Below are 24,326 nucleotides of genomic sequence, written 5' to 3'. Positions count from 1 at the left end.
TGCACCAGATGCCGATGGGCCAGCCGCCGTTCCCGGGCCACGCCGCCCCCGTACCGTCGGGGCCGCGCATGGAGAACCACGGCAGCAGCATGCTCAAGGTCGCCATGATGACCGGCCAGGACCTCTTCGCCCGCACGGGCTCGATGGTCGCCTACGAGGGCTACGTCCAGTACGACCCGAACCCGCCCGCCGTCCGGCAGATGGCCTCCCAGTGGCTCACCGGCGAGGGCGTCCCCCTCATGCGCTGCCACGGCGACGGTCTGCTCTACCTCGCCGACTACGGGGCGGACGTCGTCTGCCTCCAGCTCAACGGTGAGTCCCTCTCCGTGAACGGCACCAACGTCCTCGCCTTCGACGCCCAGCTCCAGTGGGGCGTCGAGCGAGTGAAGGGCATGGCGAAGTTCGCCGGACAGGGCCTGTTCAACGTGGGCATCAGCGGCACCGGCTGGGTGGCGCTGACCTCCCGCGGCACACCGATCGTCGTCGACTGCGGCCGCGGCGACGACGAGACCTACGTCGACCCCGACGCGCTCGTCGCCTGGTCCAGCAACCTCCGGATGAAGGGCAAGCGCAGCTTCAAGGCGTCCTCCCTGATCGGCCGCGGCAGCGGAGAGGCCTACCAACTGGGCTTCTCCGGCGAGGGCTTCGTGGTCGTACAGCCCAGCGAGGACAGCACCGACCGGCTCCGGGCCCGGGGCTGAGGGGGAGAACGAGAACATCATGCAGAGCCCGCTTTTCGCCTACGCCGAGACCCAGACGCAGGACCGCTACGCCCTTCAGAACGCGCAGATGCTGCGGGTCGCCCTCACCGGTCACGAGGACGTCCTCGCCCGCAAGGGCTCGATGGTCGCCTACCAGGGCATGGTCGAGTTCGACGCCGAGTACCAGACGCGCGGCCAGCAGCACTCCCGTTCCTACACCGGTGAGGGCCTGGACCTGATGCGCTGCTCCGGCCAGGGCACGGTCTACCTCGCCAACCTGGCCCAGCACGTCCACATCATGGACGTGGACCGGGACGGCCTGACCGTCGACGGCGCCTACGTCCTGGCCCTGGACTCCGGCCTCCACTGGGAGACCATCGCGGTGGACAGCCAGTACGGGATCTCCGGCACGGGCGCGTACCAGCTGAACATCTCCGGCCAGGGCAAGGTCGCGCTGATGACCTCCGGCCATCCGCTGATGCTCCAGGTCACTCCCGACCGCGTCGTCAGCGCCGACGCGGACGCGGTGGTCGCCTGGTCGGCGTCGCTGCGGGTGCAGATGCAGGCACAGACGTCCTCGTCCGGTGTGTGGCGCCGCCGCGGCGGCACGGGCGAGGGCTGGGAGCTCAGCTTCTCCGGCCATGGCTACGCGCTGGTGCAGCCCAGCGAACTGCTGCCGCCGCAGGGCGCGGAGATCGGCCAGGGCCTCATGGCCCAGTACGGTCTGGGCCAGCACGGCGCCCACGCCCAGAACCAGGGCAACATCTGGACGAACTGAGCGGTCGCGCTCAGAGGCAAGGTAAGGGGCGGTCACCATGGGTGACCGCCCCTTACGTCGCTCTGGGTCGCCTACAGGCGCCCGAGCGTCCGGCGCAGCAGCTCGACGACCGACTCGTCGGCCACCGAGCCCACCTCGGCGTACGGGAACCAGCGCAGGTCCAGTGACTCGTCGCTGATCGCCTCGACGGCCCCGTCCGGCACCAGCGCCGCGTACTGCACGTCCAGGTGCCAGTTGCACGGCGCCGGGATCGGGTGGCGGTCCAGCCGCACCGGGCCGCCCGGCAGCAGCGTCAGCCCCGCGATGCCGGACTCCTCCGTGGCCTCGCGCAGCGCGGCCTCCTCGAGCGTGGCGTCACCGGGCTCGCAGTGGCCGCCCATCTGGAGCCACATCCGGAGCTTGCGGTGCAGCGTGAGCAGCACCCGGCCGCGCGCGGGGTCGATCACCAGGGCGCTCGCGGTGACGTGCCCCGCCTGGCAGGGCTTCCACATGCCGTCCGGGTGGGCGGCGAGGTGGTCCAGATAGACGTCGCGCAGCTCCGGCTGGTCCGCGTATTCCTTGAGGACGAGGGCCGCGTTCTCGTGAAGACTCACTTGCCGGACTCGCCCTTTTCATCCCCGGAGCCGGGCTCGCCCTCTGCGTTCCCGGACTCGCCCTTGCCGTCCTCGGGCTTCGGGGTCTGTGCCCCGTGGCCCTTGGCGGCCTCGCCGAGCATCTTGTCGAGCTCGGAGAAGTCCAGGTGCTCGCGGTGGACGAAGCCGTCCGGGTCGTCCAGGTCGGCGGCGGTGGGCAGCATGTCCGGGTGCTCCCACAGGCCGTCCCGGCCCTCCAGGCCGCGCGCGTCCGTCAGCGACGCCCACAGACGGGAGGCGTCCCGCAGCCGGCGGGGGCGCAGCTCCAGGCCGATCAGCGTGGCGAAGGTCTGCTCCGCGGGGCCGCCGGAGGCGCGGCGGCGGCGCAGCGTCTCGCGCAGCCGGTCGGCGGACGGCAGGTGCGGGGCCGCCGCCGCGTGCACGACCGCGTCCACCCAGCCCTCGACCAGCGCGAGCGCCGTCTCCAGGCGGGCCAGCGCGGCCTTCTGCTCCGGGGTGTCCTCGGGCTGGAACATGCCCTGCTGGAGGGCCTCCTGGAGCTGCTCGGGGTGGGTGGGGTCGAGCTGGCCGACCACGTCCTCCAGCTTGGACGTGTCGACCTTGATGCCGCGGGCGTAGCCCTCGACGGCACCGAACAGATGCGAGCGCAGCCACGGCACGTGGGCGAAGAGCCGCTGGTGGGCGGCCTCGCGCAGGGCCAGGTACAGCCGGACCTCCTCCTGCGGGACCTCAAGGCCCGAACCGAAGGTCTCGATGTTCACCGGGAGCAGCGCGGCCTTGCCCGCCGGGCCCAGCGGCAGGCCGATGTCGGTCGAGCCGACGACCTCGTTCGCGAGCACGCCCAGGGCCTGCCCGATCTGGGTGCCGAACATGGCGCCGCCCATGCTGCGCATCATCCCGAGCAGCGGGCCGGCCATGGCCTGCATCTCCTCGGGCAGCACACCGCCCATGGCGGCGCCGACGCGCTCGGCGACCGGGTCCACCAGGTCCTTCCACACGGGCAGGGTCGCCTCGACCCACTCCGCGCGGGACCAGGCGACGGCCGTGCCCGAGCCCGACGGCAGGGACGTCACGCCGTCCAGCCACAGGTCGGCAAGGCGCACGGCCTCCTCGACCGCGGCGCGCTCGCCGTCCGTGACGCTCGCGTCCTTGGAACCGTCGGCGGTGCCACGGGCGACGGTCTGGCGCGCGATGTCCTTGGCCATGTCCCAGTTCACCGGGCCGCCCTCGTAGGAGAGCATCTGCCCGAGCTGCTGGAAGGCGGCACCGAGATCACCGGGGTTCATGGAGCCGAACATCGCGGCGAAGGGGTTGTCCCCGCCGCCGGGGAGCCCGCCGAACCCGAAGGGATTCGCGGGCCCCTGGCCGCCTCCCTGGCCACCGCCCTTCCTCTTGCCGTCGTCGCCGTTCTCCGGCTCCTCCGGCGGAAGACCGAATCCGAATGGGGTGTCACTCACGGGTTTCCTCGGCTCGTAGGGCCGCCGGCTCCGGACCGGCGGCGAATGCCCGACAACACCACCAAGCGTAGACACCCCGCCGCTATCCGGGCTTGGTGCTCCGCTCGTCCGGGGCCTGCGGCAGGATGGACGTCACCTGGTACGTACGCGTCATGACAAACGTGATGGCACATACGTACTGAAGACAACCGCTGGAGACGCCCGGTGAGTTCCCCCGACCGAGAAGCCGACCGAGAAGTTCGCGCAGCGCGAAACGGTTCCGCGCGCGAGAGCGCGATCCCGCGTGCCCTGGCGCCGCGCGGCATGCCCGCGCGCGGCCGCCGGCCCGTCGTCGCGGTCACCGGTGCCGCACGCGGCGTCGGAGCGCTGCTCACGCGGCGCCTCGCCGCGTCCGAGGAGATCAAGCACGTGGTGGCGATCGACGAGCGCCGCGGCGACGTCACCGAGGCCCAGTGGCACGTCCTGGACGTCCGCGACCCGGCGATCGCCGAGAAGCTGCGCGGCGCCGACGTCGTCGTCCACCTCGCGCTGGACCTCGACCTGGAGGGCGACGCCGCCGCCCGCACCGCCTACAACGTGCGGGGCACCCAGACCGTGCTGACCGCCGCGGCGGCCGCCGGGGTGCACCGGGTGGTGCTGTGCACCTCGGCCATGGTCTACGGAGCGCACCCGGACAACGACGTACCGCTCGCCGAGGACGCCGAGCTGCGCGCCACCGCCGAGGCGACGGGCGTGGGAGACCTGCTGGAGATAGAGCGGCTGGCCAGGCGAGCGCCCCGGGCGCACCCCGGCCTGAACGTCACCGTGCTGCGGCCCGCCGTCCTGGTCGGCGGCACCGACACGGCCCTGACCCGCTACTTCGAGTCGCCCCGCCTCCTGGTGGTCGCCGGATCCCGGCCGACCTGGCAGTTCTGCCATGTGGAGGACCTGGTGAGCGCGCTGGAGTTCGCCGCCCTGGAGAAGGCGGAGGGGGAGCTGGCCGTCGGCTGCGACGGCTGGCTGGAGCAGGAGGAGGTCGAGGAGCTCACCGGCATCCGCCGCATGGAGCTGCCCTCGGCGGTCGCCCTCGGCGCGGCCTCCCGGCTGCACCGGCTGGGGCTGACCCCGTCCCCGGCGGGCGACCTCGCGTACACGATGCACCCCTGGGTGGTCAGCGGCCACCGGCTGCACGACGCGGGCTGGCGGCCCCGGTGGACCAACGAGGAGGTCCTCGCCGAGCTGCTGGAGGAGGTCGCCGGCCGCCACACCGTCGCCGGCCGCCGCCTGGGCCGCAAGGACGCCACCGCGGCGGGCGCCGCCGGCGCGACCGTCGCGCTGCTGGGCACCGCTGCCCTGGTGCGCAGGGCCCGCAAGGCCCGCCGCCGGCTGTAACGGTCGGCTGTAGCGGTTCGCACGGGAGCCCGCGGGCACGGATGTACGGGCGTACGGGCCCGTGGAGGGGCCCTGCGCGGCCGGAAGGGGCGTGAGCGACTTCCCGGTCCGGGTGGGGCCGTCGGGGCCCGTAGAACCGCACAGGGCGCCTCGCGCGGGCGCTGGTGGAATCGCCACGACCGCCGGCCGTGGGCATACGGCACGATTGGCTCCATGGCACCTCACCCGCCCTCCGGCACGCCCCGCCCCCATACGCACGACGACCACCCCGGCGAGCTCGCCGCGGGGGACCCCGTACGCCTCCTGGCGGTCAGGGAGACCCCGCTGTCCGTGGACGAGGTCTTCGCGGCGGTCGGCGACGCCGCGGCGGGCGGCACCGCCCTCTTCGTGGGCACGGTCCGGGACCACGACGGCGGCGCGGACGTCACCGGGCTCGGCTATTCCGCGCACCCGACGGCCGAGGCCGAGCTGCGCCGGGTCGCGGAGAAGGTCGCGGCCGACTTCCCGGTGCGGGCGCTGGCCGCCGTCCACCGGGTGGGGGAGCTGGCCGTGGGGGACCTGGCGGTGGTGGTGGCGGTCTCGTGCCCGCACCGGGCGGAGGCCTTCGAGGCGTGCCGGCGACTGATCGACGATCTCAAGCGCGAGGTGCCGATCTGGAAGCACCAGACCTTCGCGGACGGGACAGAGGAATGGGTCGGCGCGTAGCGCCGTCGGCCCGGGGGCACCGCCCAGCGGTAGCCGGGGGAGGGTGGGGGCGCGGTAGGCGCCCCGGTGTCCGAAGCTGGCCACTATTGGGCCGTCCCTGGTTGCGTAACCGGCCCCCTGACGTAAGCGTTGAGACCGAAGATGATTAATCTGCTCATCGGTTAATGGCGATTGCGTAAGGGGTCGGAGGCCGGCATGGCGGCGCTCGCTTGGTTGCTGATTCCCGCTGCGGCGGCCGTGGTGGCCGCGCTCTGGGGAAGCTGGGCAGCCAGAAACCGCAAGTCCGGGGATGTCGCGGAGCTGGCGGGTTACGCCAAGTTCCGTGAGGCGATGGAACGGGCCGAGTCCGGATCCGGTCCGGCGAGCTGACCGAAGTCGTCGGAGAGTTCCCATATCTGCCCCGGACGGACCGCCCCGGGAGGGGGCTGTCGGACCGGTCCCGTACTGTCGTTCCATGCCCCGCCGGACAGCGACGATGCTCGCCTCCCTCCTGATGCTGATCGCGCTGCTCTGCGCAGGCGTGCTGATCCCCGTGCCCTACGCGGAGATGTCCCCGGGGCCGACGGTGAACACCCTGGGTGAGCACGGTGGTGAGCCGGTGCTCCAGATCTCCGGGCGCAAGACGTATCCGACCACCGGCCATCTCAATATGACGACGGTCCGCGTCACCGGCTCGCAGTACCGGATGAACCTGGTCGAGGCGGTCTGGGGCTGGCTCGCCCACGACAACCTGGTCGTCCCGCACAGCACGCTCTACCCGGACGACAAGTCCCCCGACGAGCTGAACCAGGAGACGGCGGAGGAGTTCAGCCAATCCCAGGAGAGCGCCAAGGTCGCCGCCCTGAAGCAGCTCGGCATCCCGGTGGGCTCGCGGATCGTCGTGTCGTCCGTCGTCAAGGGCAGCCCCGCCGAGGGGACGCTGCACGCCGGAGACGTGATCAAGTCCGTCGACGGCACGGAGATCAAGCAGCCCGGCGACGTGGCCAAGCTGGTCACCCGGCACAAGCCCGGTGAAAAGGTGACGTTCCGGGTCGTTCCCGCCAAGGAAGCCGCCGCCGCGGAGAAGGAGAAGCGGGAGCCGAAGACCGAGGACACGGTCACTCTCGTCACCAACAAGGCCCCCGACGACAACAGGGCCATCGTCGGCATCCAGGCCGGTACGGACCACACCTTCCCGTTCACGATCAACATCAAGCTGGCGGACGTGGGCGGTCCCAGCGCCGGGCTGATGTTCGCCCTGGGGATAGTCGACAAGCTCACGCCGGACGATCTGGCCGGCGGGAAGTTCATCGCGGGTACGGGCACGATCGACGACGAGGGCAAGGTCGGCCCGATCGGCGGCGTGGAGATGAAGACGGTCGGGGCGCGCGACAAGGGCGCCCGCTACTTCCTCACGCCCAAGGACAACTGCGCGGCCGCCGCCAAGGACACCCCGTCGGGCCTGACCCTGATCAAGGTCGACGCGATCAAGGACGCCCTCCAGTCGCTGGAGAAGCTCCGCAAGGGGGACACGGCCGGCCTGCCCCGGTGCAAGACGGGCTGACCGGCCCCCTCGCGGAGCCCTCCAGGCGCTTGGGGCTTCTAGTCCTCGAAGGTGGCGGCCAGCGCCTCGGCCAGGCCCGGCACCAGGTCGGCACCGGTGAGGACCTCGGTCGGCGAGTCCTTCTCGCGCAGCCGGATGGCGGATTCGCGCGCGCCGTCACGCAGCACGGCCACCGTCATCCGGACCTCCTGGCGGTCCGGGTGCTTGGCGACCCACGCGGCGAGCTGCTTCCCCTTCAGGCCGTGGGGCACGGACGCCTCGGCGGACGGCGGGAGCATCAGCCGCTCCACGGTCAGGGCGCACCCCACCACGGGGTCGGGCCAGGCGATGGTGCCCAGGAACTTGTCGAGGGCGGTGCCCTTGGGCAGCTCCTCCTGCTCGATGGGGGTGAAGGAGGCGCTGGCCGACGCCTCGTCGTCGAGGCCGAGCTGGGCGGCCAGACCGGGCTCCTGGGAACGCAGCCGGGCCGTGTCGACCAGGGCGAACAGGCGCGCGGGCTGATCCCAGCCCAGGGTGGAGGCGTACTCGTCGATCTCGAGCACGGCACGGGTGAGCGGGCTGGCCGCCATGGGGACGCTGGGCTCCTGGGAGCCGGGAAGGTTCGAACCGGTATTGCTGGACATGGTCAATATCGTGCCCTGACCGAGCCCGAAAACGGGAACCGAGTAAAGCGTCGGTAAGTTGCCACAGTGGGTCCTACTATCGCGTGGGCCTGATCGACAGCTCGTTCCCCAAGCTTCACAGCGGCTCGGTCGAGCTCGATCGACAAGCTTCATCGACAGCGAACTTCGAGGTGCGCACCTTGGCTTTCCAGATGCCGGACCGCGGCGGAGGCCCGTCCGGGCCACGGATCAGAGTCGGCCGACCGTCCCGGCGTGTCCGGACCCTGCTGATGACCCTGGGCGTGCTGGCGGTGCTGGCCATGCTCTTCGTCATGTTCGCCGGGTTCTGGACCGACTGGCTCTGGTACCGCTCGGTCGACTACTCCTCCGTTTTCACCACCACCCTCGGCACCAAGATCGGCCTGTTCGCCGTCTTCGGCCTGCTGATGGCCCTGGCGGTGGGAACGAACATCTGGCTGGCGCACCGGCTGCGGCCGCCGCTGAGCGCGATGTCCATGGAGCAGCAGAGCCTCGACCGCTACCGGATGAGCATCGCCCCCTACAAGCGGTGGGTGCTGCTGGCGGTCACGTCGCTGGTGGGCCTGGTCGCGGGCGCGTCCGCCGCCGGCCAGTGGCGCACCTGGCTCCAGTGGGTCAACGGCGTGCCCTTCGGGCAGCGGGACCCGCAGTTCCACAAGGACATCTCCTTCTACACCTTCGACCTGCCCTGGTACCGCTTCCTGCTGAGCTTCGGCTTCGCGGCGGCGGTCCTGTCGCTGATCGCCGCCGCCCTGGTGCACTACCTCTACGGCGGTCTGCGGCTCACCAGCCCGGGCGGCCGGGCCACGGCGGCGGCCACGGGGCACCTGTCCGTACTGCTCGGCGTCTTCGTGACGCTGAAGGCGGTCGCCTACTGGCTGGACCGCTACGGGCTCGCCGTGAAGTCCAGCGGCCTGAAGTCCACCGAGGGCTGGACCGGGCTGCGCTATGTGGACGCCAACGCCTATCTGCCGGCCAAGACGATCCTGTTCATCATCGCGCTGATCTGTGCCGTGCTGTTCTTCGCGACGCTCTGGCGGCGCACCTGGCAGCTGCCGGTGATCGGCTTCGGCCTGATGGTGCTCTCGGCGGTGCTGATCGGCGGGCTCTACCCGGCGATCGTGCAGAAGTTCCAGGTCCAGCCGAACGAGCAGGCCAAGGAAGCGCCCTACATCAAGAAGAACATCACCGCGACCCGTGAGGCCTACGGCATCGACGGGTCCGAGGTGACGGACTACGTGGGCAAGAGCGACCTGAAGGGCAAGAGCCAGCAGGACAAGGAGCGGCTGCGCGCCGCGGCGGACTCCACCGCCAGCATCCGCCTGCTCGACCCGAACATCGTCTCGCCCACCTTCCAGCAGCTCCAGCAGGTGAAGGGCTACTACCAGTTCCCCTCCACGCTGGACGTCGACCGCTACAAGGTCGACGGCAAGGAGCAGGACACGGTCATCGGTCTGCGCGAGCTGAACATCAACGGCATCCCCGAGCGCAACTGGATCAACGACCACTTCAAGTACACCCACGGCTACGGCGCCATCACCGCCAAGGGCACCACCGCCGTCGGCGAGGGCGACCCCGCCTTCACCGAGCGGGACCTGCCCACCAAGGGCGCGCTCGGAAAGTACGAGCAGCGGGTGTACTACGGCGAGAAGACCACCCAGTACTCCATCGTGGGCGGCCCGCAGAAGGAGCTGGACTACTCCGGCGACAGCGGCGAGAAGAGCTACAGCTACGAGGGCAAGAGCGGCGTCAGCCTCGCCAATCCGGTCAACCGGGCCGCCTACGCGGTGGCGTTCGGCGAGCCGCAGATCCTCTATTCGGGCGCCATCGGCGACGGCTCGCGGATTCTGTACAACCGCACCCCGAAGGAGCGCGTCGAATCCGTCGCCCCGTGGCTGACGATCGACGGCGACGCCTATCCGGCGGTGGTCGACGGGCGCATTCAGTGGATCGTCGACGCGTACACCACGACCAACGGCTATCCCTACGCCTCGCGCACCACGCTCGGCGACTCCACGGCCGATTCGCTGACCACCGGGCAGCGCGCGGTGGTGGCGCAGCAGAATCAGGTCAACTACATCCGCAACTCCGTCAAGGCGACCGTGGACGCCTACGACGGCACGGTGAAGCTGTACCAGTGGGACACCAAGGACCCGGTGCTCAAGACCTGGATGAAGGCCTTCCCGGGCACGGTGAAGGCGAAGAGCGAGATCAGCGCCGGTCTGCTGGACCACCTGCGCTACCCGCAGGACCTCTTCAAGGTGCAGCGCGAACTGCTGACCCGCTATCACGTCACCAACCCCGGTACGTTCTACACCGGCAGTGAGCGCTGGCAGGTCCCGGACGACCCGACCAACAAGTCGGGCAACGCGGTCCCGCCGTACTACCTGAGCATGCGGATGCCGGGCCAGCCGGCGTCGGCCTTCTCGCTGACGACGACGTTCACGCCGAAGAGCCGGGAGAACCTGGGCGCCTTCATGGCCGTCGACGCCGATGCCAAGAGCTCCGGTTACGGAAAGATCAGAATTCTGAAGCTGCCGTCGGAGACCACGACCTCGGGTCCCCAGCAGGTCCAGAGCAAGTTCAACGGCGACCCCGAGATCGCCAATAAGATCAATATTCTGAAGCGTGGCGATTCCGAGATCGAGTACGGAAACCTGCTGACCGTGCCGCTGGACGACGGCCTCCTCTACGTGGAGCCGGTCTATGTGCGCGGCGCTGGCTCCAACTTCCCGCGTCTGAAGAAGGTGTTGGTCACCTACGGCGACAAGACCGCCTTCGAGGACGACCTCGGCAAGGCCCTCGACGCCGTGTTCGAGGTGAAGAGCCCAGCGCCCGGCACCAAGCCGCCCACCGAGGGCCCCACGCCCCCGGCCAGTGAGAACCCCACGGTCAAGCAGGCCGTGAAGGATGCTCAGGACGCCTTCGACGCGGGGCAGAAGGCGCTGGAGAACAAGGACTGGGCCGCCTACGGCAAGGCCCAGCAGGATCTGAAGGCCGCCCTCGACCGGATCGCCAAGGCCGAGGCCGCGGCGCCCGCCGGCACCAAGCCCGGCAGCTGACCGTCCCGCCCCCCGCGTCGTCGTGGTACAGTTGTGCCACAACGACGCGGGGTGGAGCAGCTCGGTAGCTCGCTGGGCTCATAACCCAGAGGTCGCAGGTTCAAATCCTGTCCCCGCTACTCAAAGGCAAGGCCCGGAGTCCCAGGACTCCGGGCCTTGTTCGCGTACCGGGCCGCCCGACGGCCGCCCGAGTGCCGTGCGCGAGACCGCTGTCGGCTGTCCGGGTGGTCTGTGCGGGTTGTGTGCGGGGCTTTTGATTAGAGTTTGGGGCACCGCCGTGTCGGGAAGTCGGGAAGTCGACAAAACGCTGAAGTGACCTCACTGACTGCGGTATTCGTGGTGTACGCAGGTTGCGGGAGTGCGACGATGGGACTTATGGGGGACAAGGCGAGGCTGTTGGAAACACGTCGGCTTGTAGAGGCTCCCGGGGACGGGAGCCACCGGGATGATCAGGACCCGTCGTCGTCCGGCCCGGGGGGGCCGCTGGGGACCGCCGGGACGCGGGAGGGATCCGAGTCCTCCTGTGCCACCGAGGCGGCCGACCTGGAGCTGGAGACGGCCCGCCGCCGTGCCGCCGAGTCCGGGGACCCCGCATCCCTGAGCAGGCTCGGTGCCCTCCTGCTGCGCCGCGGCGACCTCGACGGCGCCGAGCGTCATCTGCGCGCCGCCACCGCCGAGGGCGACCGCTCCGCCGCCAACAACCTCGGCGTCCTGCTGCACCAGCGCGGCTACGCCGACGAGGCCGCCACCTGGTGGCGCGTCGCCGCCGTCGCGGGCTCCGCCGCGGCCGCCCACGCCCTGGGCCGCTACCACCGCGAGCGCGGCGACGAGCCCGCCGCCGAGTACTGGCTGCGGCAGTCCGCCGAGTCCGGGCACGCGCTGGGCGCGTACGCCCTCGCGGACCTCCTGGAGCACCGCAGCGACGTGGGCGCGGAGCGCTGGTTCCGCTCCGCCGCCGAGCGCGGCCACCGCGAGGCCGCGTACCGGCTGGCGCGGATACTCGACGGCCGGGCGCCACGAGCCGCCCAGGACGCGGCCAACGGCCTCGCCGCCGGCCTCGGCCCGCCCACCGGCGGCCGCCATGTGAACGTCGCCGGCGGTGACACCTCCGTGCGCGAGCTGCGCGCCGCGGCCGCGGGCGGCCGCCGCCAGGACGGCCCCGCCGGCGAGGCCGAGCAGTGGTACCGGCAGGCCGCCGCCCGCGGCCACCGCCGTGCCGCCCTGCACCTGGGCACCCTGCTGGAGGGGCGCGGCGAGACCCAGGAGGCCGCGCGCTGGTACCTCACCTCCGCCAAGGACGGCGAGCCGCGCGCCGCCTGCGCCCTGGGCTTCCTGCTGCGCGACGCCGGGGACAGCGACAGCGCCGCCATCTGGTGGCGCCGCGCCGCCCAGGAGGGCGACGGCAACGCCGCCAACGCCCTGGGCGCCCTCCACGCCGACCGGGGCGAGTCCCAGCAGGCCGAGCGCTGGTACCGCGCCGCGCTGGACGCGGGCGACATCAACGGCGCGTACAACCTCGGCCTGCTCTGCTCCGAGCAGAGCCGCACCGCCCAGGCCGAGCAGTGGTACCGCCGCGCCGCCTACGCCGGGCACAAGGAGGCCTCCAACGCGCTGGCCGTCCTGCTGCTCCAGAACGGCGACCCGGCCGGCGCCGAGCCGTGGTTCTCCAAGGCCGCCGAGGCCGGCAGCGTGGACGCCGCCTTCAACCTGGGCATCCTCTACACCGGCCGCGACGAGGAGCACCTGGCCTTCCAGTGGTACGAGCGCGCCGCGGCCGCCGGGCACACGGACGCGGCACTCCAGGTCGCCATGGCCCTGCTGCGGGACGGCGGCGCCGAGGACACCTACGAGGCGGAGCGCCATCTGCGGATCGCCGTCAGGGGCGGCAACGCCGAGGCGGCCTTCCGGCTGGGCGCCCTGCTCGATCGCGACGACGAGACCCGCGGCGAGTGCGAGGAGTGGTACGAACGCGCCGCCCGGCACGGCCACCGGCGGGCCCAGGTGCGCCTGGGCATGCTGGTCGCCCAGCGCGGCGACGCGGCCGCCGCCGCCCACTGGTACCGGGAGGCCGCGCAGGCCGGCAGCCGCAACGGCGCCTTCAACCTCGGGCTGTTGCTGGCCCGTGAGGGCCGGGAGCAGGAGGCCGCGCTGTGGTGGGCCCGGGCCGCCGAGGCCGGGCACGGCCGGGCCGCGCTGCGGCTCGCCCTGCTCGCGGCGCGGCGCGGCGACCTCGCCGAGGGGCGGCTGTGGTGCGCGCAGGCGGTCGAGCTCGGCCCGGCGGAGGTCGCCGAACGCGCGGCCCGGCTGCGGGACGCGCTCCAGCAGGAGCTCAGTGCGTAGGGCGGCGCCCGGTGGCCGCACCGTGACGTAAGCGGGCTCGTAAGGGCGTTTGCATCAGCGGTCACGGACGGGTTAGAGTAAGTGCATCGACGCGGGGTGGAGCAGCTCGGTAGCTCGCTGGGCTCATAACCCAGAGGTCGCAGGTTCAAATCCTGTCCCCGCTACTGAAACGAAAGGCCCGGATCCTTGGATCCGGGCCTTTCGTCATGCCGTGGCGCAGTTCGGGCAGATGCCGCGGTAGGTCACCTCGACGGCGGAGACCTGGAAGCCGAAGCGCTCCTCGGACGGGAGGTCGCCCAGCAGGTCGCCGGAGGGGTGGACGTCGCGGATCGTGCCGCACCGGGAGCACACCAGGTGCTGATGGGCGTGGTGCGCGTTGGGGTCGTAGCGCTTGGCGCGGCCGTCCGTGCTCACCTCGAGGACCTCGCCCAGGGAGACCAGCTCGCCGAGCGTGTTGTACACCGTGGCGCGCGAGATCTCGGGCAGCAGGCCGGCGGCCTTGGCGTGCACCTCGTCGGCGGTGTAGTGCACATGGTCTCCGTCGAGCACTTCGGCGACGACGCGTCGCTGCGCGGTCAGCCGCCAGCCGCGGCCCCGGAGCCGTTCCAGCAGGTCACTCATGCCATTCACCTATCAGTCAGATAGGACCAGCGTAGCAGCGGGCCTTGTCCACCACTGGATCCCATATTTGTATCGTCCGCATCTTGACTTAGACAAAGTCCAATGTAGGATCGATCTCGGCTCAGGCCAAGGGACAGACGATCTGACGACGGAGGCGTACGTGTCGACGAACGGCGAGGCGGCAACGGTGACGGGCCCGCTGACCACGGAGTCCGGTGCTCCGGTCGCGGACAACCAGAACAGCGAGAGCGCGGGCGCCGGCGGCCCCATGCTGATCCAGGACCAGCTGCTGATGGAGAAGCTCGCGCACTTCAACCGCGAGCGGATCCCGGAGCGCGTCGTGCACGCCCGTGGCGCCGGTGCCTACGGCACCTTCACCGTCACCGCCGACGTCACCCGCTGGACCCGGGCGAAGTTCCTCTCCCGGGTGGGCAAGGAGACCGAGACCTTCCTGCGGTTCTCGACGGTCGCCGGCAACCTCGGCGCGGCGGACGCGGTCCGTGACCCCCGCGGCTTCGCGCTGAAGTTCTACACCGAAGAGGGCAACTACGACCTCGTCGGCAACAACACCCCGGTGTTCTTCATCAAGGACGCCATCAAGTTCCCCGACTTCATCCACACCCAGAAGCGCGACCCGTACACCGGCTCGCAGGAGGCGGACAACGTCTGGGACTTCTGGGGCCTGTCGCCCGAGGCCACCCACCAGGTGACCTGGCTCTTCGGCGACCGCGGCATCCCCGCCTCGTACCGCAACATGAACGGCTACGGCTCCCACACCTACCAGTGGAGCAACGAGGCCGGCGAGGTCTTCTGGGTCAAGTACCACTTCAAGACCGACCAGGGCATCAAGAGCCTCACCCAGGACGAGGCCAACAAGCTCGCGGGCGAGGACCCCGACAGCCACCAGCGCGATCTGCGCGAGGCCATCGAGCGCGGCGACTTCCCGACCTGGACCGTCCAGGTGCAGATCATGCCGGCGGACGAGGCGGCGAACTACCGCTTCAACCCGTTCGACCTGACCAAGGTCTGGCCGCACGAGGACTACCCGCCGATCGAGATCGGCAGGCTGGAGCTCAACCGCAACCCCGAGAACATCTTCGCCGAGGTCGAGCAGTCGATCTTCTCGCCGGCCCACTTCGTGCCGGGCATCGGCCCGTCCCCCGACAAGATGCTCCAGGGCCGGCTCTTCGCCTACGGCGACGCCCACCGCTACCGCGTCGGCATCAACGCCGACCACCTGCCGGTGAACCGCCCGCACGCCACCGAGGCGCGCACCCACTCCCGTGACGGCTTCCTCTACGACGGCCGCCACAAGGGCGCGAAGAACTACGAGCCGAACAGCTTCGGCGGCCCCTTCCAGACGGACCGGCCGTTGTGGCAGCCGGTGCCCGTCACCGGGGCCACCGGCAACCACGTCGCTCCCTCGCACGCCGAGGACAACGACTTCGTCCAGGCGGGCAACCTCTACCGCCTGATGTCGGAGGCGGAGAAGGAGCGCCTGATCGCCAACCTCGCCGGCTTCATCGCCAAGGTGTCGCGCGACGACATCGCCGAGCGCGCGATCAGCAACTTCCGCCAGGCGGACCCCGACTACGGCAAGCGGTTGGAGGCCGCCGTCCAGGCCCTGCGCGGCTGACGACCCTGGACGCTTGCCGTACAAACCGAAGAGGCCGGACGCCAAGGGGCTCCGGCCTCTTCGGCCTGCCCCAGGCCTTCTCCGCGTCGGCTCACGTCCCTCCGCTCATGCGGAGACCGCCGCCGGCTGCGTGCGCCGGCGCGCGGGCAGCCAGCAGCGGATGATGTCGCGCACCGAGACGACCCCCACCGCCTCGCTGCGTTCGAGGACGATCAGGTGCCGGAACTCGCCGCGCGTCATCGCGGCCGCCGCCTCTTCCAGGGTCCACTCGGGGGTCGCGAAGACGACGTCGGTGGTGGTGTGGCCGTGGGCGGTCTCGCGGTCGGGATCCTGGCCCGCCCCGACCGCGTCGAGTATGTCCCGCTCGGTGAGGATCCCGAGCCCATAGGTGTCGGGGTCGAGGACGACCGCCGCGCCCACCCTGCGGGCGGACATCAGCCGGGCGGCCTGGCGGAGGGTGTGCGCGGGGCCGATGGTGAGGACCACCGTGCTCATGGCGTCGCGGACGAGCATGGCCGTAGCCACCTCCTTGGTGGACTGCGATGCGTTCCCGGAACGTTCCCGGAACCGTGAACTCCAGCAGGAAACACCGGACTTCACAAGTTCACAAACCCGGGAGGCTGTCATCGTCACACACCGTCAAGAGTGCCAACAAGGCCTGAACGAGGGTGATTTTTGCCAGATTTTTACGACGGCCTTGTGGGTTTAGGACGCTCCGGAGTGCTTACCGCCGCAGGTAGTTCAGCATCTCGTCGTGGAGCAGCCCGTTCGACGCCGCCGCGTTGCCGCTGTGCGGCCCCGGGCGCCCGTCCAGCCCCGTGAAGCGGCCGCCCGCCTCCTCGACGATGACGACGTTCGCCGCCATGTCCCACAGCGACAGCTCCGGCTCGGCGCAGATGTCCACCGACCCCTCGGCGACCATCATGTACGGCCAGAAGTCGCCGTAGCCCCGCGTCCGCCAGCAGGCGCGCGTCAGCTCCAGGAAGCCCGGCAGCATCCCGCGCTCCTCCCAGCCGCTCAGCGAGGAGTAGGCGAACGACGCGTCCCCCATCCGGCCCACCCGGGAGACCTGGAGCCGGTTGGCCGACGTCAGGCTGCGCCCGGTGTAGGCGCCCGCCCCCTTCGCCGCCCACCAGCGCCGGCCCAGCGCGGGCGCCGACACCAGGCCCACCACCGGCTCGTAACCGATCTCGCCCTGATACTCGGTCTGCACCATCAGGGAGATCAGCGTCGCCCAGACCGGCACTCCGCGCACATAGTTCTTGGTGCCGTCGATCGGGTCGATCACCCAGCGGCGCGGGCCCGAGCCCTCGATGCCGAACTCCTCGCCCATCACCGCGTCCCGCGGCCGGGCGCGATGGAGCTGGCCCCGGATCAGCTCCTCGGCGGTCTTGTCCGCCTCGCTCACCGGGGTCATGTCCGGTTTGGTCTCGACCTTGAGGTCGAGAGCCTTGAACCGGTCCATGGTGGCCGCGTCGGCGGCGTCCGCCAGGACATGGGCCAGACGCAGATCATCGTGGTAATCGGACATGCCACGCACACTACCCGTGGCCACGGCCGGGGCGTGCGCGGCGCGACCTGTGAAGGCTCTTGACACCGTCCGGCGGCGCGTCAATTCTGTGCCCTGGCCATCCACTGTCGTGCGGCCGTACGGCCGGGGAGGCGACGATGCCCGCGGCACGAGAGCTCTTGCTGGACGCGGCCTTCACGGCGCTCACCACCCGCCCCTGGCACGGGGTCCGGATGGTCGACGTCGCGGCCGCCGCCGGGGTCTCCCGGCAGACCCTCTACAACGAGTTCGGCAGCAAGGACGGCCTCGCGCGCGCCCTGGTGCGCCGGGAGGCCGAGACGTTCCTCGCCGGGGTGGAACACTCCCTCGCCGCCGCGCCGGACACCGCCGACGCCGGGGACCGCTGCGCCGCCGCGGCCCTGTGGACGCTCCGGACGGCCCGGGCGAACCCCTTCGTCCGCGCCGCGCTCACCGGCTGCCGCGGCGACCGGCTGCCGCCCGCCGCCGCGCCGTCCGTACCGGCGCCCCGCGCCGGGCGCGAGGCGCGACCGCCCAGGGGCGCGCTCGCGCCGGGCGCCCTGGTCGAACGGATCCGCGACAGCGTGGCCGGTGTCGTGGACGCCGACGCGCCCGGCCTGCCTCCCGACGTCGTGTCGCGCTCCTGCGAGGCGGCGGTCCGGCTGACCCTCTCGTACGTCATCGCCCCGGCCGCCTCGGACGAGGAGGCCGCGACGGAGGTCGCCGGGCTGGTCCGGGCGCTGCTGGCCGAGGGGTGAGCGCGGGACCGGCCGTGCTCAGCGGGACCGGCCGTGCTCAGTGCGAGGAGCCGGACAACTGGAGCCCGATCACCCCGACGATCACCAGGGAGATGGAGACGATCTTGAGGGTGGAGACCAGGTCGTCCAGGAAGACCATGCCGTAGATCGCCGTCCCGGCCGCGCCGATGCCCGTCCACACGGCGTAGGCCGGGCCCACGTCCAGCTTCTTCAGCGAGAGCGTCAGCAGGCCGAAGCTGCCGAGGGCGAAGGCCGCGAACGCGATCGTGGGCCACAGCCGGGTGAAACCGTGCGAGAGCTTGAGACAGACGGCGAAGCCGGTTTCCAGGATTCCGGCGACGACGACCAGCAGCCACGCCATCAGATTGCCTCCCGTTCCGCGGACCGCCCCGTGCGCACCGGTGCTCTGCTGTCCTTGCATGCCCTTGCCGCTGGAGGCAACTCGCAAACGTGGGCGATCGCGAACGCGGTCGGTCAGTCGCCCTCGCGGCGCTCCCGGGTCGCCAGCAGCCGCCGCAGGGAGTACAGCCGCTGGGGGTCGGCGTGGCCGTCGGCCACCCACTGGTCCAGCGCGCAGTCCTGCTCGTCGTGGCTGCACGCGCGGGGGCAGCCCTCGGTGCCGGGCTCCAGGTCCGGGAAGGCGTGGATGACCCGCGCCGGGTCCACGTGGTGCAGCCCGAAGGACCGTACGCCCGGGGTGTCGATCACCCAGCCGGAGCCGTCGGGCAGCGGCAGGGCCAGCGCCGAGGTGGTGGTGTGCCGGCCCCGGCCGGTGACCCGGTTGACATGGCCGGTGGCCCGCTGCCGCTCCGGTACGAGCGCGTTGACCAGCGTCGTCTTCCCGACGCCGGAGTGCCCGACGAACGCGGTGACGCGCCCCGCGAGCTGCTCGCGGACCCGGTCGGCGGCGTCCCCGTTCGCCAGCTCCTCGCGGTTGGTCACCACATAGGGCACGCCCAGCGAGCCGTAGGACTCCATCAGCGTCTCGGCGGACGCCAGGTCCGACTTGGTGAGCACCAGCAGCGGCTCCAGCCCGGCGTCGTACGCCGCCACCAGGCAGCGGTCGATCAGGCGCGGGCGCGGCTCGGGGTCGGCCAGGGCGGTGACGATCGCCAGCTGGTCGGCGTTGGCGACGACCACTCGCTCGTACGGGTCGTCGTCGTCGGCCGTCCGGCGCAGCACGGAGCTGCGCTCCTCGACGCGCACGATCCGGGCGAGGGTGTCCTTGGCGCCGCTGAGGTCGCCGACGACGGCGACCCGGTCCCCGACGACGGCGCTCTTGCGGCCCAGCTCGCGGGCCTTCATCGCGGTGATCTTCCGGTCCTCGACCAGGACGGTCAGCCGGCCGCGGTCGACGGTGAGGACGAGGCCCTCGGCGGCGTCCTCGTGCTTGGGCCGGATGCTGGTGCGGGGGCGGTTGCCCTTGCGGTTGGGGCGGACGCGGACGTCGTCCTCGTCGGTGTGCTTGCCGTAGCGGCGCATCGTGCTTCCAGGTCTCTCAGCTTCTCGGCGCCGTCGTCGCCCCCGCGACGGATCCGAGCATCCCGGTCCACAGCTCCGGGAAGTCGGGCAGGGTCTTGGCGGTGGTGGCCACGTTCTCCACCTGGACGCCCTCGACGGCGAGGCCGATGACGGCGGCCGCGGTGGCCAGCCGGTGGTCCTCGTAGGTGTGGAAGACGCCGCCGTGCAGCGGGCGCGGGCGGATGCGCAGGCCGTCCTCGGTCTCGGTGACGTCGCCGCCGAGCTCGTTGATCTCCTTGGCCAGGGCGGCGAGACGGTCGGTCTCGTGCAGCCGGAGATGGGCGATGCCCCGCAGGACGGACTCGGAGTCGGCCAGCGCGGCGACCGCGGCGATCACGGGCGTGAGCTCGCCGACGTCGTGGAGGTCGGCGTCGATGCCGGTGATCCGGCCGGTGCCGGTGAAGGTCAGGCCGGCGTCGGTGAGCTCGCAGCGGCCGCCCATGGCGGTGAAGATCTCCCGGAGGGAGTCGCCGGGCTGGGTGGTGCGCTCGGGCCAGTCCGGAATGGTGACCCGGCCACCGGTGATCAGGGCGGCGGCCAGGAACGGCGCGGCGTTGGACAGGTCCGGCTCGACGACCAGGTCACGGCCGAGGAGGGCGCTGGGGGAGACCCGCCAGACGTTCGCCTCGCCGCCGGACTCCGGGGTGTCGACCTGGGCACCGGCCGCGCGCAGCATGTCCACGGTCATCCGGATGTGCGGCAGCGACGGCAGGGACGCGCCCATGTGCCGGACCTCGACGCCCTGGTTGAAGCGCGGACCCGACAGCAGCAGCGCGCTGACGAACTGCGAGGACGAGGAGGCGTCGATCTCCACCGGGCCGCCGTCCAGGGCGCCGGAGCCGTGCACGGTCAGCGGCAGGGCGCCGCGGTCGTTGTCGTCGATGCGGGCGCCCAGCGCGCGCAGCGCGTCGATCACGCCGTGCAGGGGACGCTCGTAGCTGCGGGGGTCGCCGTCGAAGCGGACCGGGCCGTCGGCGAGGGCCGCGACGGGCGGCAGGAAGCGCATGACGGTGCCGGCGTTGCCCACCAGGACCTCGGCCGGGCCGTGCAGCCGGGCGGGGATCACGCGCCAGGCCTCTCCGGTGCCGTCCGGGCCCACGCCCTCCTCGATGCCGACGCCCATGGCGCGCAGCGCGTCGGCCATGAGGACGGTGTCGCGCGAGCGCAGCGGGCGGCGCACCCAGCCGGGCTCGGCGGCGAGAGCGGCCAGTACCAGGGCACGGTTGGTGACGGACTTCGATCCGGGCACGGTGACGGTCGCGTCGACGGCCCCGTTCGCGACGGGGGCGGGCCAGAGGTCGGTGTGCACGGGGCTCTCGGTCATGCCCTCACCTTAGTGGTTCGCCGCCGGTCACCGTCCGAGCAGCCAGCGGCCTCCCCCGGTCAGGGAGCACAGGGAAACGACGTGGAAGAGGCCCAGCCACACCACCGGGGGGACGTGCGTCAGCCGTGCCAGCTGGTCCGCGTCGGAGTCGGGGGCTCCCGCCCGCCACCCGGCCACCACCCCTGATCGAGGCGCTGTCGCGCCGCCCCACCGTTTCCGCTTGCGCTGGAGCTCGAAGGCCGGCCGGACGCCGCCCAGCAGCAGGAACCACACGACCCCGTAGGCGAACGCCGCCTGCACCTGCGGCCCTGCCAGCCAGGACACCAGGACGAACGCGGCTCCCGAGAGCACGACGGTCAGCGCCCCGTAGGCGTTGCGGATCATCACCAGCATCGCGGCGAGCAGCGCCGCCGCGCCCCACAGGAGTGCGGTGGTGTGCCCGGCCGCCAGCAGGGCGGCCCCGGCCAGGCCCAGCAGGGACGGGGCCGGATAGCCGGCCGCCGCGGTGAGGATCATGCCGAGCCCGGTCGGCCGGCCCCGGGAGACGGTCAGCCCCGAGGTGTCGGAGTGCAGCCGGATGCCGTCCAGCCGGCGCCCGCTGAGCAGGGCGACGATCGCGTGGCCGCCCTCGTGGGCGATGGTGATCGCGTTGCGGGTGACGCGCCAGACGCCGTAGGGGGTGACAGCGGCGAGGGCTATGACGCCGGTGGCGAGAACCAGCCAGAGCGAGGGGTGGGGCTGGGTGCCGACCACGCGGTTCCACAGGTCGGTGGCGGTGGTGCTGCTGTCCATCTGTGAGCCGCTCCTAGCGTCTTCGTGGCAGTGTGACACCCATGTGCGGGCGATATGCGGCGAGTCGGCGGCCGGAGGACCTGGCCGGGCTCTTCGAGGTGGAGAAGTGGGTACCGGAGGAGACGCTGGCTCCGGACTGGAACGTGGCGCCGACGAAGAGCGTGTACGCGGTGCTCGAACGTCCTCTGAAAGACGCAGCGGACCGGCGTCCGGTTCGCCAGCTGCGGGCGCTGCGGTGGGGGCTGGTGCCGTCGTGGGCGAAGACGCCGGAGGGCGCGGCGAAGATGATCAACGCCCGGTCGGAGACGGTCCACGAGAAGCCGTCCTTCCGGCGGGCCTTCGAGTCCCGGCGCTGTCTGCTCCCGGCGGACGGCTACTACGAGTGGGTCACCGGCGCGCAGGAGCGCGAGCTGGAGGAGAAGGGGCGCCGCAAGCGCACCCGGAAGCAGCCGTACTTCGTCACGCCCGTCGACGGCTCGGTGATGGCGATGGCCGGGGTGTACGAGTTCTGGCGCGACCCGACGCTGCCGCCGGACCATCCGCAGGCGTGGTGGGCGACCTGCTCGGTGATAACCACCGAGGCGGAAACGGAGCCGTTCGCCATGGCGACACCCTCCGTTTCCGCCGAACCGGGGCCCCGCTCGTTGGCGGAGATCCATCCGCGGATGCCGCTGCTGCTCACTCCCGACCGGTGGGAGGCCTGGCTGGATCCCGCCCGTACGGACCCGGAGGAGCTGCGGGCGCTGCTGGCGCCCCCGCCTCCCGGGCTCGTCCGGGCGTACCCGGTCGCCACGGCGGTCAGCGACGTCCGCAACAACGGTCCCGAGCTGCTGACCGAGCTGGCTGCGCCGGAGGAGTCGACGCTGTTCTGAGGGGGCGGGGCGGCAGGATGGAGCGGTGACGACAAAGATCGCTGAGACCGCGCAGGACGTGCCGACCCCCGCCGGGGACGCCCGCGTCCACTGGTACCTCGCGCCGGACGCCCGCCTCGTGCTCGCCCTGGGCCATGGCGCGGGCGGGGGAGTGGAGGCCCGTGACCTCCGGGCGCTCGCCGCCGCCCTGCCCCTGGGCGGGGTCACCGTGGCCCTCGTCGAGCAGCCCTGGCGGGTGGCCGGCAAGAAGGTGGCCCCGGCGCCCAAGGCGCTCGACGAGGCATGGCGGGCGCTGTGGCCCGCGCTCGCCGCCCCCGGGCTGCCCGTCGTGGCGGGCGGCCGCAGCGCGGGGGCCCGGGTGGCGTGCCGGACGGCCGCGGAGCTGGGCGCGGCGGCCGTGCTCGCGCTGAGCTTCCCGCTCCACCCGCCGGGCAAGCCGGAGAGGTCCCGGGCCGACGAGCTGACCGGCGCGGGCCTGCCCACGCTCGTGGTGCAGGGCGCCCGCGACCCCTTCGGCCGGCCGGAGGAGTTCCCGCCGGGCACCGAGCCGGTGACGGTACCGGCCGGGGACCACGGCTTCGCGGTGCCCAAGAAGGCGGACATCACCCAGACGGAGGCCCTGGCCGTGATCACCGATGCCGTGGGGATGTGGCTCAAGGCGATCTGAGGGCCTTCCGAGGGCGAACCGAGGGCCTTCCGAGGATCTTGAGGATCTTCCGGAGAAGTTTCCTACCGCCGGGAATGATCCACGGGAGCGGGCTGTTGTGCGGTCTGTAGTCAGGTACCGGCACAGACGAAGGAATGGGAGCTCCCCGCATGGGTTCGATCGCATGCCCGTCCCGCCCGCTCACGGCCGACCCGGGATGGGCGGTCATGAGCATGGCGGATCCGGCCGTGGCTGGAGCGGCGGGCGGACCGGATCGTCGTCTATTCTCCGATTCGAGCGGGTCCGACAAGGGCGCCGCCATGGTGTTGGAGGAGGTGGGTCCGGTCGCTGGGACCGACGCGGAGAACACCGCGAGCGGGCGGGACGCCGAGACCACGGCGGAGCGCAATGCCCGCTTCGAGCGCGACGCCCTGACCTTCCTCGACCAGATGTACTCGGCCGCGCTGCGCATGACGCGCAACGCCGCCGACGCCGAGGACCTGGTGCAGGAGACGTACGCCAAGGCCTACGCGTCCTTCCACCAGTTCCGTGACGGCACCAACCTCAAGGCCTGGCTGTACCGCATCCTGACCAACACGTTCATCAACTCCTACCGCAAGAAGCAGCGCGAGCCGCTGCGCAGCGCGTCGGAGGAGATCGAGGACTGGCAGCTCGCGCGTGCCGAGTCGCACATGTCGACCGGGCTGCGCTCCGCCGAGTCCCAGGCGCTCGACCACCTCCCCGACTCCGATGTCAAGGAGGCCCTCCAGGCCATTCCGGAGGAGTTCCGCATCGCGGTCTACCTGGCGGACGTCGAGGGCTTTGCGTACAAGGAGATCGCGGACATCATGGGTACCCCCATCGGCACGGTGATGTCCCGGCTGCACCGCGGCCGTCGTCAGCTGCGCGGCATGCTGGAGGACTACGCCCGTGAGCGCGGACTGGTCCCGGCCGGTGCCGCCCCCGCGCCGAACGGGGCCGACGCGTCGCACAACCGGAAAGGGTCGGACTCATGAGCTGCGGAGACCCGCACGAGACGGACTGCTCTGAAGTCCTCGACCATCTCTACGAGTTCCTCGATCACGAGATGCCCGACGGCAAGTGCGCCGAGTTCGAGGTGCACATCGACGAGTGCTCGCCCTGCCTGGAGAAGTACGGGCTGGAACAGGCCGTGAAGAAGCTCGTCAAGCGCTGCTGCGGCCACGACGACGTGCCGGCCGACCTCCGCTCCAAGGTCATGGGCCGGATCGAGCTGATCCGTGCCGGGGAGGCCGTGCCGGAGCAGGACGTGGTCGCCGAGGCACGGGCGGCCGAGGCCGCGGAGGCCGCCGGGCGGCAGGACTGACCACCGGTCCGGCGTCGGCGGTAGGCCGACGCCGTTGATCCAAACCACCGCACCCGGGAACGTCACCCGAACGGACGGCGCAATACCAACGG

The 24,326-nt window shown here is 71.6% G+C and carries 24 protein-coding genes and 2 tRNA genes; 16 read left to right on the top strand and 10 right to left on the bottom strand.

Annotated features, from left to right (window positions below):
- The first annotated feature begins 14 nt into the window (after positions 1 to 14).
- Positions 15 to 701: an AIM24 family protein gene (locus AB0E98_RS20995; RefSeq protein WP_311614509.1), complete on the top strand. Its 687-nt coding sequence runs from the start codon at positions 15 to 17 to the stop codon at positions 699 to 701.
- A 19-nt stretch (positions 702 to 720) separates the two neighbouring features.
- Positions 721 to 1,479, top strand: coding sequence for an AIM24 family protein (locus AB0E98_RS20990; RefSeq protein WP_361704717.1), 759 nt, complete (start codon positions 721 to 723; stop codon positions 1,477 to 1,479).
- Between the two features lie 71 nt (positions 1,480 to 1,550).
- On the opposite strand, the gene AB0E98_RS20985 is transcribed toward AB0E98_RS20990, so the two are convergent.
- Together AB0E98_RS20985 and AB0E98_RS20980 are read right to left on the bottom strand one after the other, a co-directional pair.
- Positions 1,551 to 2,072: an NUDIX hydrolase gene (locus AB0E98_RS20985; protein ID WP_361704715.1), complete on the bottom strand. Its 522-nt coding sequence runs from the start codon at positions 2,070 to 2,072 to the stop codon at positions 1,551 to 1,553.
- Positions 2,069 to 3,529, bottom strand: a complete 1,461-nt coding sequence (locus AB0E98_RS20980) for a zinc-dependent metalloprotease (RefSeq protein ID WP_361704712.1) — start codon at positions 3,527 to 3,529, stop codon at positions 2,069 to 2,071. Before AB0E98_RS20980 ends, AB0E98_RS20985 begins: the two co-directional genes overlap by 4 nt.
- Before the next feature lie 204 nt (positions 3,530 to 3,733).
- Here AB0E98_RS20980 and AB0E98_RS20975 point away from each other — a divergent pair, with 204 nt between their 5' ends.
- From AB0E98_RS20975 to AB0E98_RS20960, 4 genes are all read left to right on the top strand, one after another.
- On the top strand, positions 3,734 to 4,900 hold the full coding sequence (locus tag AB0E98_RS20975; RefSeq protein ID WP_311614412.1) for an SDR family oxidoreductase: 1,167 nt from the start codon (positions 3,734 to 3,736) through the stop codon (positions 4,898 to 4,900).
- 213 nt (positions 4,901 to 5,113) lie between these two features.
- The gene (locus AB0E98_RS20970) at positions 5,114 to 5,605 is read left to right on the top strand and encodes a molybdenum cofactor biosynthesis protein MoaE (RefSeq protein WP_361704710.1); all 492 of its coding nucleotides are present in this window, start codon (positions 5,114 to 5,116) and stop codon (positions 5,603 to 5,605) included.
- A gap of 195 nt (positions 5,606 to 5,800) precedes the next feature.
- On the top strand, positions 5,801 to 5,974 hold the full coding sequence (locus AB0E98_RS20965) for a hypothetical protein (protein ID WP_164737834.1): 174 nt from the start codon (positions 5,801 to 5,803) through the stop codon (positions 5,972 to 5,974).
- A gap of 85 nt (positions 5,975 to 6,059) precedes the next feature.
- Positions 6,060 to 7,148 carry a PDZ domain-containing protein gene (locus AB0E98_RS20960; RefSeq protein WP_361704707.1) on the top strand — a complete coding sequence of 363 codons (1,089 nt, stop codon included), beginning with the start codon at positions 6,060 to 6,062 and terminating at the stop codon, positions 7,146 to 7,148.
- A 38-nt stretch (positions 7,149 to 7,186) separates the two neighbouring features.
- On the opposite strand, the gene AB0E98_RS20955 is transcribed toward AB0E98_RS20960, so the two are convergent.
- On the bottom strand, positions 7,187 to 7,771 hold the full coding sequence (locus AB0E98_RS20955; protein ID WP_361704704.1) for a PPA1309 family protein: 585 nt from the start codon (positions 7,769 to 7,771) through the stop codon (positions 7,187 to 7,189).
- Between the two features lie 191 nt (positions 7,772 to 7,962).
- Here AB0E98_RS20955 and AB0E98_RS20950 point away from each other — a divergent pair, with 191 nt between their 5' ends.
- The 4 genes from AB0E98_RS20950 (at position 7,963) to AB0E98_RS20935 (ending at position 13,355) form a co-directional block, all read left to right on the top strand.
- Positions 7,963 to 10,851 carry a UPF0182 family protein gene (locus AB0E98_RS20950; RefSeq protein ID WP_361705262.1) on the top strand — a complete coding sequence of 963 codons (2,889 nt, stop codon included), beginning with the start codon at positions 7,963 to 7,965 and terminating at the stop codon, positions 10,849 to 10,851.
- 45 nt (positions 10,852 to 10,896) lie between these two features.
- Positions 10,897 to 10,970, top strand: a tRNA-Met gene (locus AB0E98_RS20945).
- A gap of 247 nt (positions 10,971 to 11,217) precedes the next feature.
- On the top strand, positions 11,218 to 13,191 hold the full coding sequence (locus AB0E98_RS20940; RefSeq protein ID WP_361704701.1) for a tetratricopeptide repeat protein: 1,974 nt from the start codon (positions 11,218 to 11,220) through the stop codon (positions 13,189 to 13,191).
- A gap of 90 nt (positions 13,192 to 13,281) precedes the next feature.
- Positions 13,282 to 13,355: transfer RNA gene (locus tag AB0E98_RS20935), tRNA-Met, on the top strand.
- Positions 13,356 to 13,395: 40 nt separating this feature from the next.
- On the opposite strand, the gene AB0E98_RS20930 is transcribed toward AB0E98_RS20935, so the two are convergent.
- A complete protein-coding gene (locus tag AB0E98_RS20930) occupies positions 13,396 to 13,812 on the bottom strand; it encodes a Fur family transcriptional regulator (protein WP_311614417.1) in 417 nt (138 codons plus the stop codon).
- A 160-nt stretch (positions 13,813 to 13,972) separates the two neighbouring features.
- Between AB0E98_RS20930 and AB0E98_RS20925 the strand changes: the two genes are divergently transcribed.
- Positions 13,973 to 15,448 (top strand): catalase, encoded by a 1,476-nt coding sequence (locus AB0E98_RS20925; RefSeq protein ID WP_361704697.1) that lies wholly within the window; start codon positions 13,973 to 13,975, stop codon positions 15,446 to 15,448.
- Positions 15,449 to 15,553: 105 nt separating this feature from the next.
- Here the strand turns inward: AB0E98_RS20925 and AB0E98_RS20920 are convergent, their stop codons facing one another.
- Both AB0E98_RS20920 and hisN read right to left on the bottom strand, forming a co-directional pair.
- On the bottom strand, positions 15,554 to 15,961 hold the full coding sequence (locus AB0E98_RS20920; protein ID WP_361704694.1) for a CBS domain-containing protein: 408 nt from the start codon (positions 15,959 to 15,961) through the stop codon (positions 15,554 to 15,556).
- A gap of 211 nt (positions 15,962 to 16,172) precedes the next feature.
- Positions 16,173 to 16,979 (bottom strand): histidinol-phosphatase, encoded by an 807-nt coding sequence (gene hisN, locus AB0E98_RS20915; protein WP_311614420.1) that lies wholly within the window; start codon positions 16,977 to 16,979, stop codon positions 16,173 to 16,175.
- 137 nt (positions 16,980 to 17,116) lie between these two features.
- On the opposite strand from hisN, the gene AB0E98_RS20910 reads away from it, so the two are divergent.
- Complete coding sequence (locus AB0E98_RS20910; RefSeq protein ID WP_361704690.1) at positions 17,117 to 17,734, top strand: TetR/AcrR family transcriptional regulator; 618 nt, start codon at positions 17,117 to 17,119, stop codon at positions 17,732 to 17,734.
- Between the two features lie 37 nt (positions 17,735 to 17,771).
- On the opposite strand, the gene AB0E98_RS20905 is transcribed toward AB0E98_RS20910, so the two are convergent.
- From AB0E98_RS20905 to AB0E98_RS20890, 4 genes are all read right to left on the bottom strand, one after another.
- Complete coding sequence (locus AB0E98_RS20905) at positions 17,772 to 18,095, bottom strand: multidrug efflux SMR transporter (RefSeq protein ID WP_229354055.1); 324 nt, start codon at positions 18,093 to 18,095, stop codon at positions 17,772 to 17,774.
- A 113-nt stretch (positions 18,096 to 18,208) separates the two neighbouring features.
- On the bottom strand, positions 18,209 to 19,216 hold the full coding sequence (gene rsgA, locus AB0E98_RS20900; protein WP_361704687.1) for a ribosome small subunit-dependent GTPase A: 1,008 nt from the start codon (positions 19,214 to 19,216) through the stop codon (positions 18,209 to 18,211).
- A gap of 16 nt (positions 19,217 to 19,232) precedes the next feature.
- Complete coding sequence (gene aroA / locus AB0E98_RS20895; protein WP_361704684.1) at positions 19,233 to 20,579, bottom strand: 3-phosphoshikimate 1-carboxyvinyltransferase; 1,347 nt, start codon at positions 20,577 to 20,579, stop codon at positions 19,233 to 19,235.
- Positions 20,580 to 20,606: 27 nt separating this feature from the next.
- Positions 20,607 to 21,371, bottom strand: coding sequence for a M50 family metallopeptidase (locus AB0E98_RS20890; RefSeq protein WP_361704681.1), 765 nt, complete (start codon positions 21,369 to 21,371; stop codon positions 20,607 to 20,609).
- Between the two features lie 41 nt (positions 21,372 to 21,412).
- On the opposite strand from AB0E98_RS20890, the gene AB0E98_RS20885 reads away from it, so the two are divergent.
- The 4 genes from AB0E98_RS20885 to rsrA all read left to right on the top strand — a co-directional run bounded on the left by AB0E98_RS20885 (position 21,413) and on the right by rsrA (position 24,234).
- The gene (locus AB0E98_RS20885; RefSeq protein WP_361704679.1) at positions 21,413 to 22,243 is read left to right on the top strand and encodes an SOS response-associated peptidase; all 831 of its coding nucleotides are present in this window, start codon (positions 21,413 to 21,415) and stop codon (positions 22,241 to 22,243) included.
- Between the two features lie 25 nt (positions 22,244 to 22,268).
- On the top strand, positions 22,269 to 22,910 hold the full coding sequence (locus AB0E98_RS20880) for an alpha/beta family hydrolase (protein WP_361704676.1): 642 nt from the start codon (positions 22,269 to 22,271) through the stop codon (positions 22,908 to 22,910).
- 149 nt (positions 22,911 to 23,059) lie between these two features.
- Positions 23,060 to 23,905: a sigma-70 family RNA polymerase sigma factor gene (locus AB0E98_RS20875; protein WP_361704673.1), complete on the top strand. Its 846-nt coding sequence runs from the start codon at positions 23,060 to 23,062 to the stop codon at positions 23,903 to 23,905.
- Positions 23,902 to 24,234, top strand: a complete 333-nt coding sequence (gene rsrA / locus AB0E98_RS20870; protein ID WP_361704671.1) for a mycothiol system anti-sigma-R factor — start codon at positions 23,902 to 23,904, stop codon at positions 24,232 to 24,234. The genes AB0E98_RS20875 and rsrA overlap by 4 nt, the downstream gene beginning before the upstream one ends.
- Positions 24,235 to 24,326: the final 92 nt, after the last annotated feature.

Source organism: Streptomyces sp. NPDC037389, assembly GCF_040636475.1.
GTDB lineage: Bacteria > Actinomycetota > Actinomycetes > Streptomycetales > Streptomycetaceae > Streptomyces > Streptomyces hesseae.
The sequence above is the reverse complement of the archived record's forward strand: the minus strand, read 5'-3'. Positions and strand labels throughout refer to the sequence as shown.

Excerpts from the sequence above, each read along its gene's own strand:
- AB0E98_RS20920 (WP_361704694.1), bottom strand. The coding sequence starts at position 15,961 with ATGCTCGTCCGCGACGCCATGAGCACGGTGGTCCTCACCATCGGCCCC.
- AB0E98_RS20930 (WP_311614417.1), bottom strand. The coding sequence starts at position 13,812 with ATGAGTGACCTGCTGGAACGGCTCCGGGGCCGCGGCTGGCGGCTGACC.
- aroA (WP_361704684.1), bottom strand. The coding sequence starts at position 20,579 with ATGACCGAGAGCCCCGTGCACACCGACCTCTGGCCCGCCCCCGTCGCG.
- AB0E98_RS20940 (WP_361704701.1), top strand. The coding sequence starts at position 11,218 with ATGGGACTTATGGGGGACAAGGCGAGGCTGTTGGAAACACGTCGGCTT.
- AB0E98_RS20875 (WP_361704673.1), top strand. The coding sequence starts at position 23,060 with ATGGGTTCGATCGCATGCCCGTCCCGCCCGCTCACGGCCGACCCGGGA.
- rsrA (WP_361704671.1), top strand. The coding sequence starts at position 23,902 with ATGAGCTGCGGAGACCCGCACGAGACGGACTGCTCTGAAGTCCTCGAC.
- AB0E98_RS20885 (WP_361704679.1), top strand. The coding sequence starts at position 21,413 with ATGTGCGGGCGATATGCGGCGAGTCGGCGGCCGGAGGACCTGGCCGGG.
- AB0E98_RS20965 (WP_164737834.1), top strand. The coding sequence starts at position 5,801 with ATGGCGGCGCTCGCTTGGTTGCTGATTCCCGCTGCGGCGGCCGTGGTG.
- AB0E98_RS20990 (WP_361704717.1), top strand. The coding sequence starts at position 721 with ATGCAGAGCCCGCTTTTCGCCTACGCCGAGACCCAGACGCAGGACCGC.
- AB0E98_RS20955 (WP_361704704.1), bottom strand. The coding sequence starts at position 7,771 with ATGTCCAGCAATACCGGTTCGAACCTTCCCGGCTCCCAGGAGCCCAGC.
- AB0E98_RS20890 (WP_361704681.1), bottom strand. The coding sequence starts at position 21,371 with ATGGACAGCAGCACCACCGCCACCGACCTGTGGAACCGCGTGGTCGGC.
- AB0E98_RS20905 (WP_229354055.1), bottom strand. The coding sequence starts at position 18,095 with ATGGCGTGGCTGCTGGTCGTCGTCGCCGGAATCCTGGAAACCGGCTTC.
- AB0E98_RS20995 (WP_311614509.1), top strand. The coding sequence starts at position 15 with ATGGGCCAGCCGCCGTTCCCGGGCCACGCCGCCCCCGTACCGTCGGGG.
- AB0E98_RS20970 (WP_361704710.1), top strand. The coding sequence starts at position 5,114 with ATGGCACCTCACCCGCCCTCCGGCACGCCCCGCCCCCATACGCACGAC.
- AB0E98_RS20910 (WP_361704690.1), top strand. The coding sequence starts at position 17,117 with ATGCCCGCGGCACGAGAGCTCTTGCTGGACGCGGCCTTCACGGCGCTC.
- AB0E98_RS20960 (WP_361704707.1), top strand. The coding sequence starts at position 6,060 with ATGCCCCGCCGGACAGCGACGATGCTCGCCTCCCTCCTGATGCTGATC.
- rsgA (WP_361704687.1), bottom strand. The coding sequence starts at position 19,216 with ATGCGCCGCTACGGCAAGCACACCGACGAGGACGACGTCCGCGTCCGC.
- hisN (WP_311614420.1), bottom strand. The coding sequence starts at position 16,979 with ATGTCCGATTACCACGATGATCTGCGTCTGGCCCATGTCCTGGCGGAC.
- AB0E98_RS20950 (WP_361705262.1), top strand. The coding sequence starts at position 7,963 with ATGCCGGACCGCGGCGGAGGCCCGTCCGGGCCACGGATCAGAGTCGGC.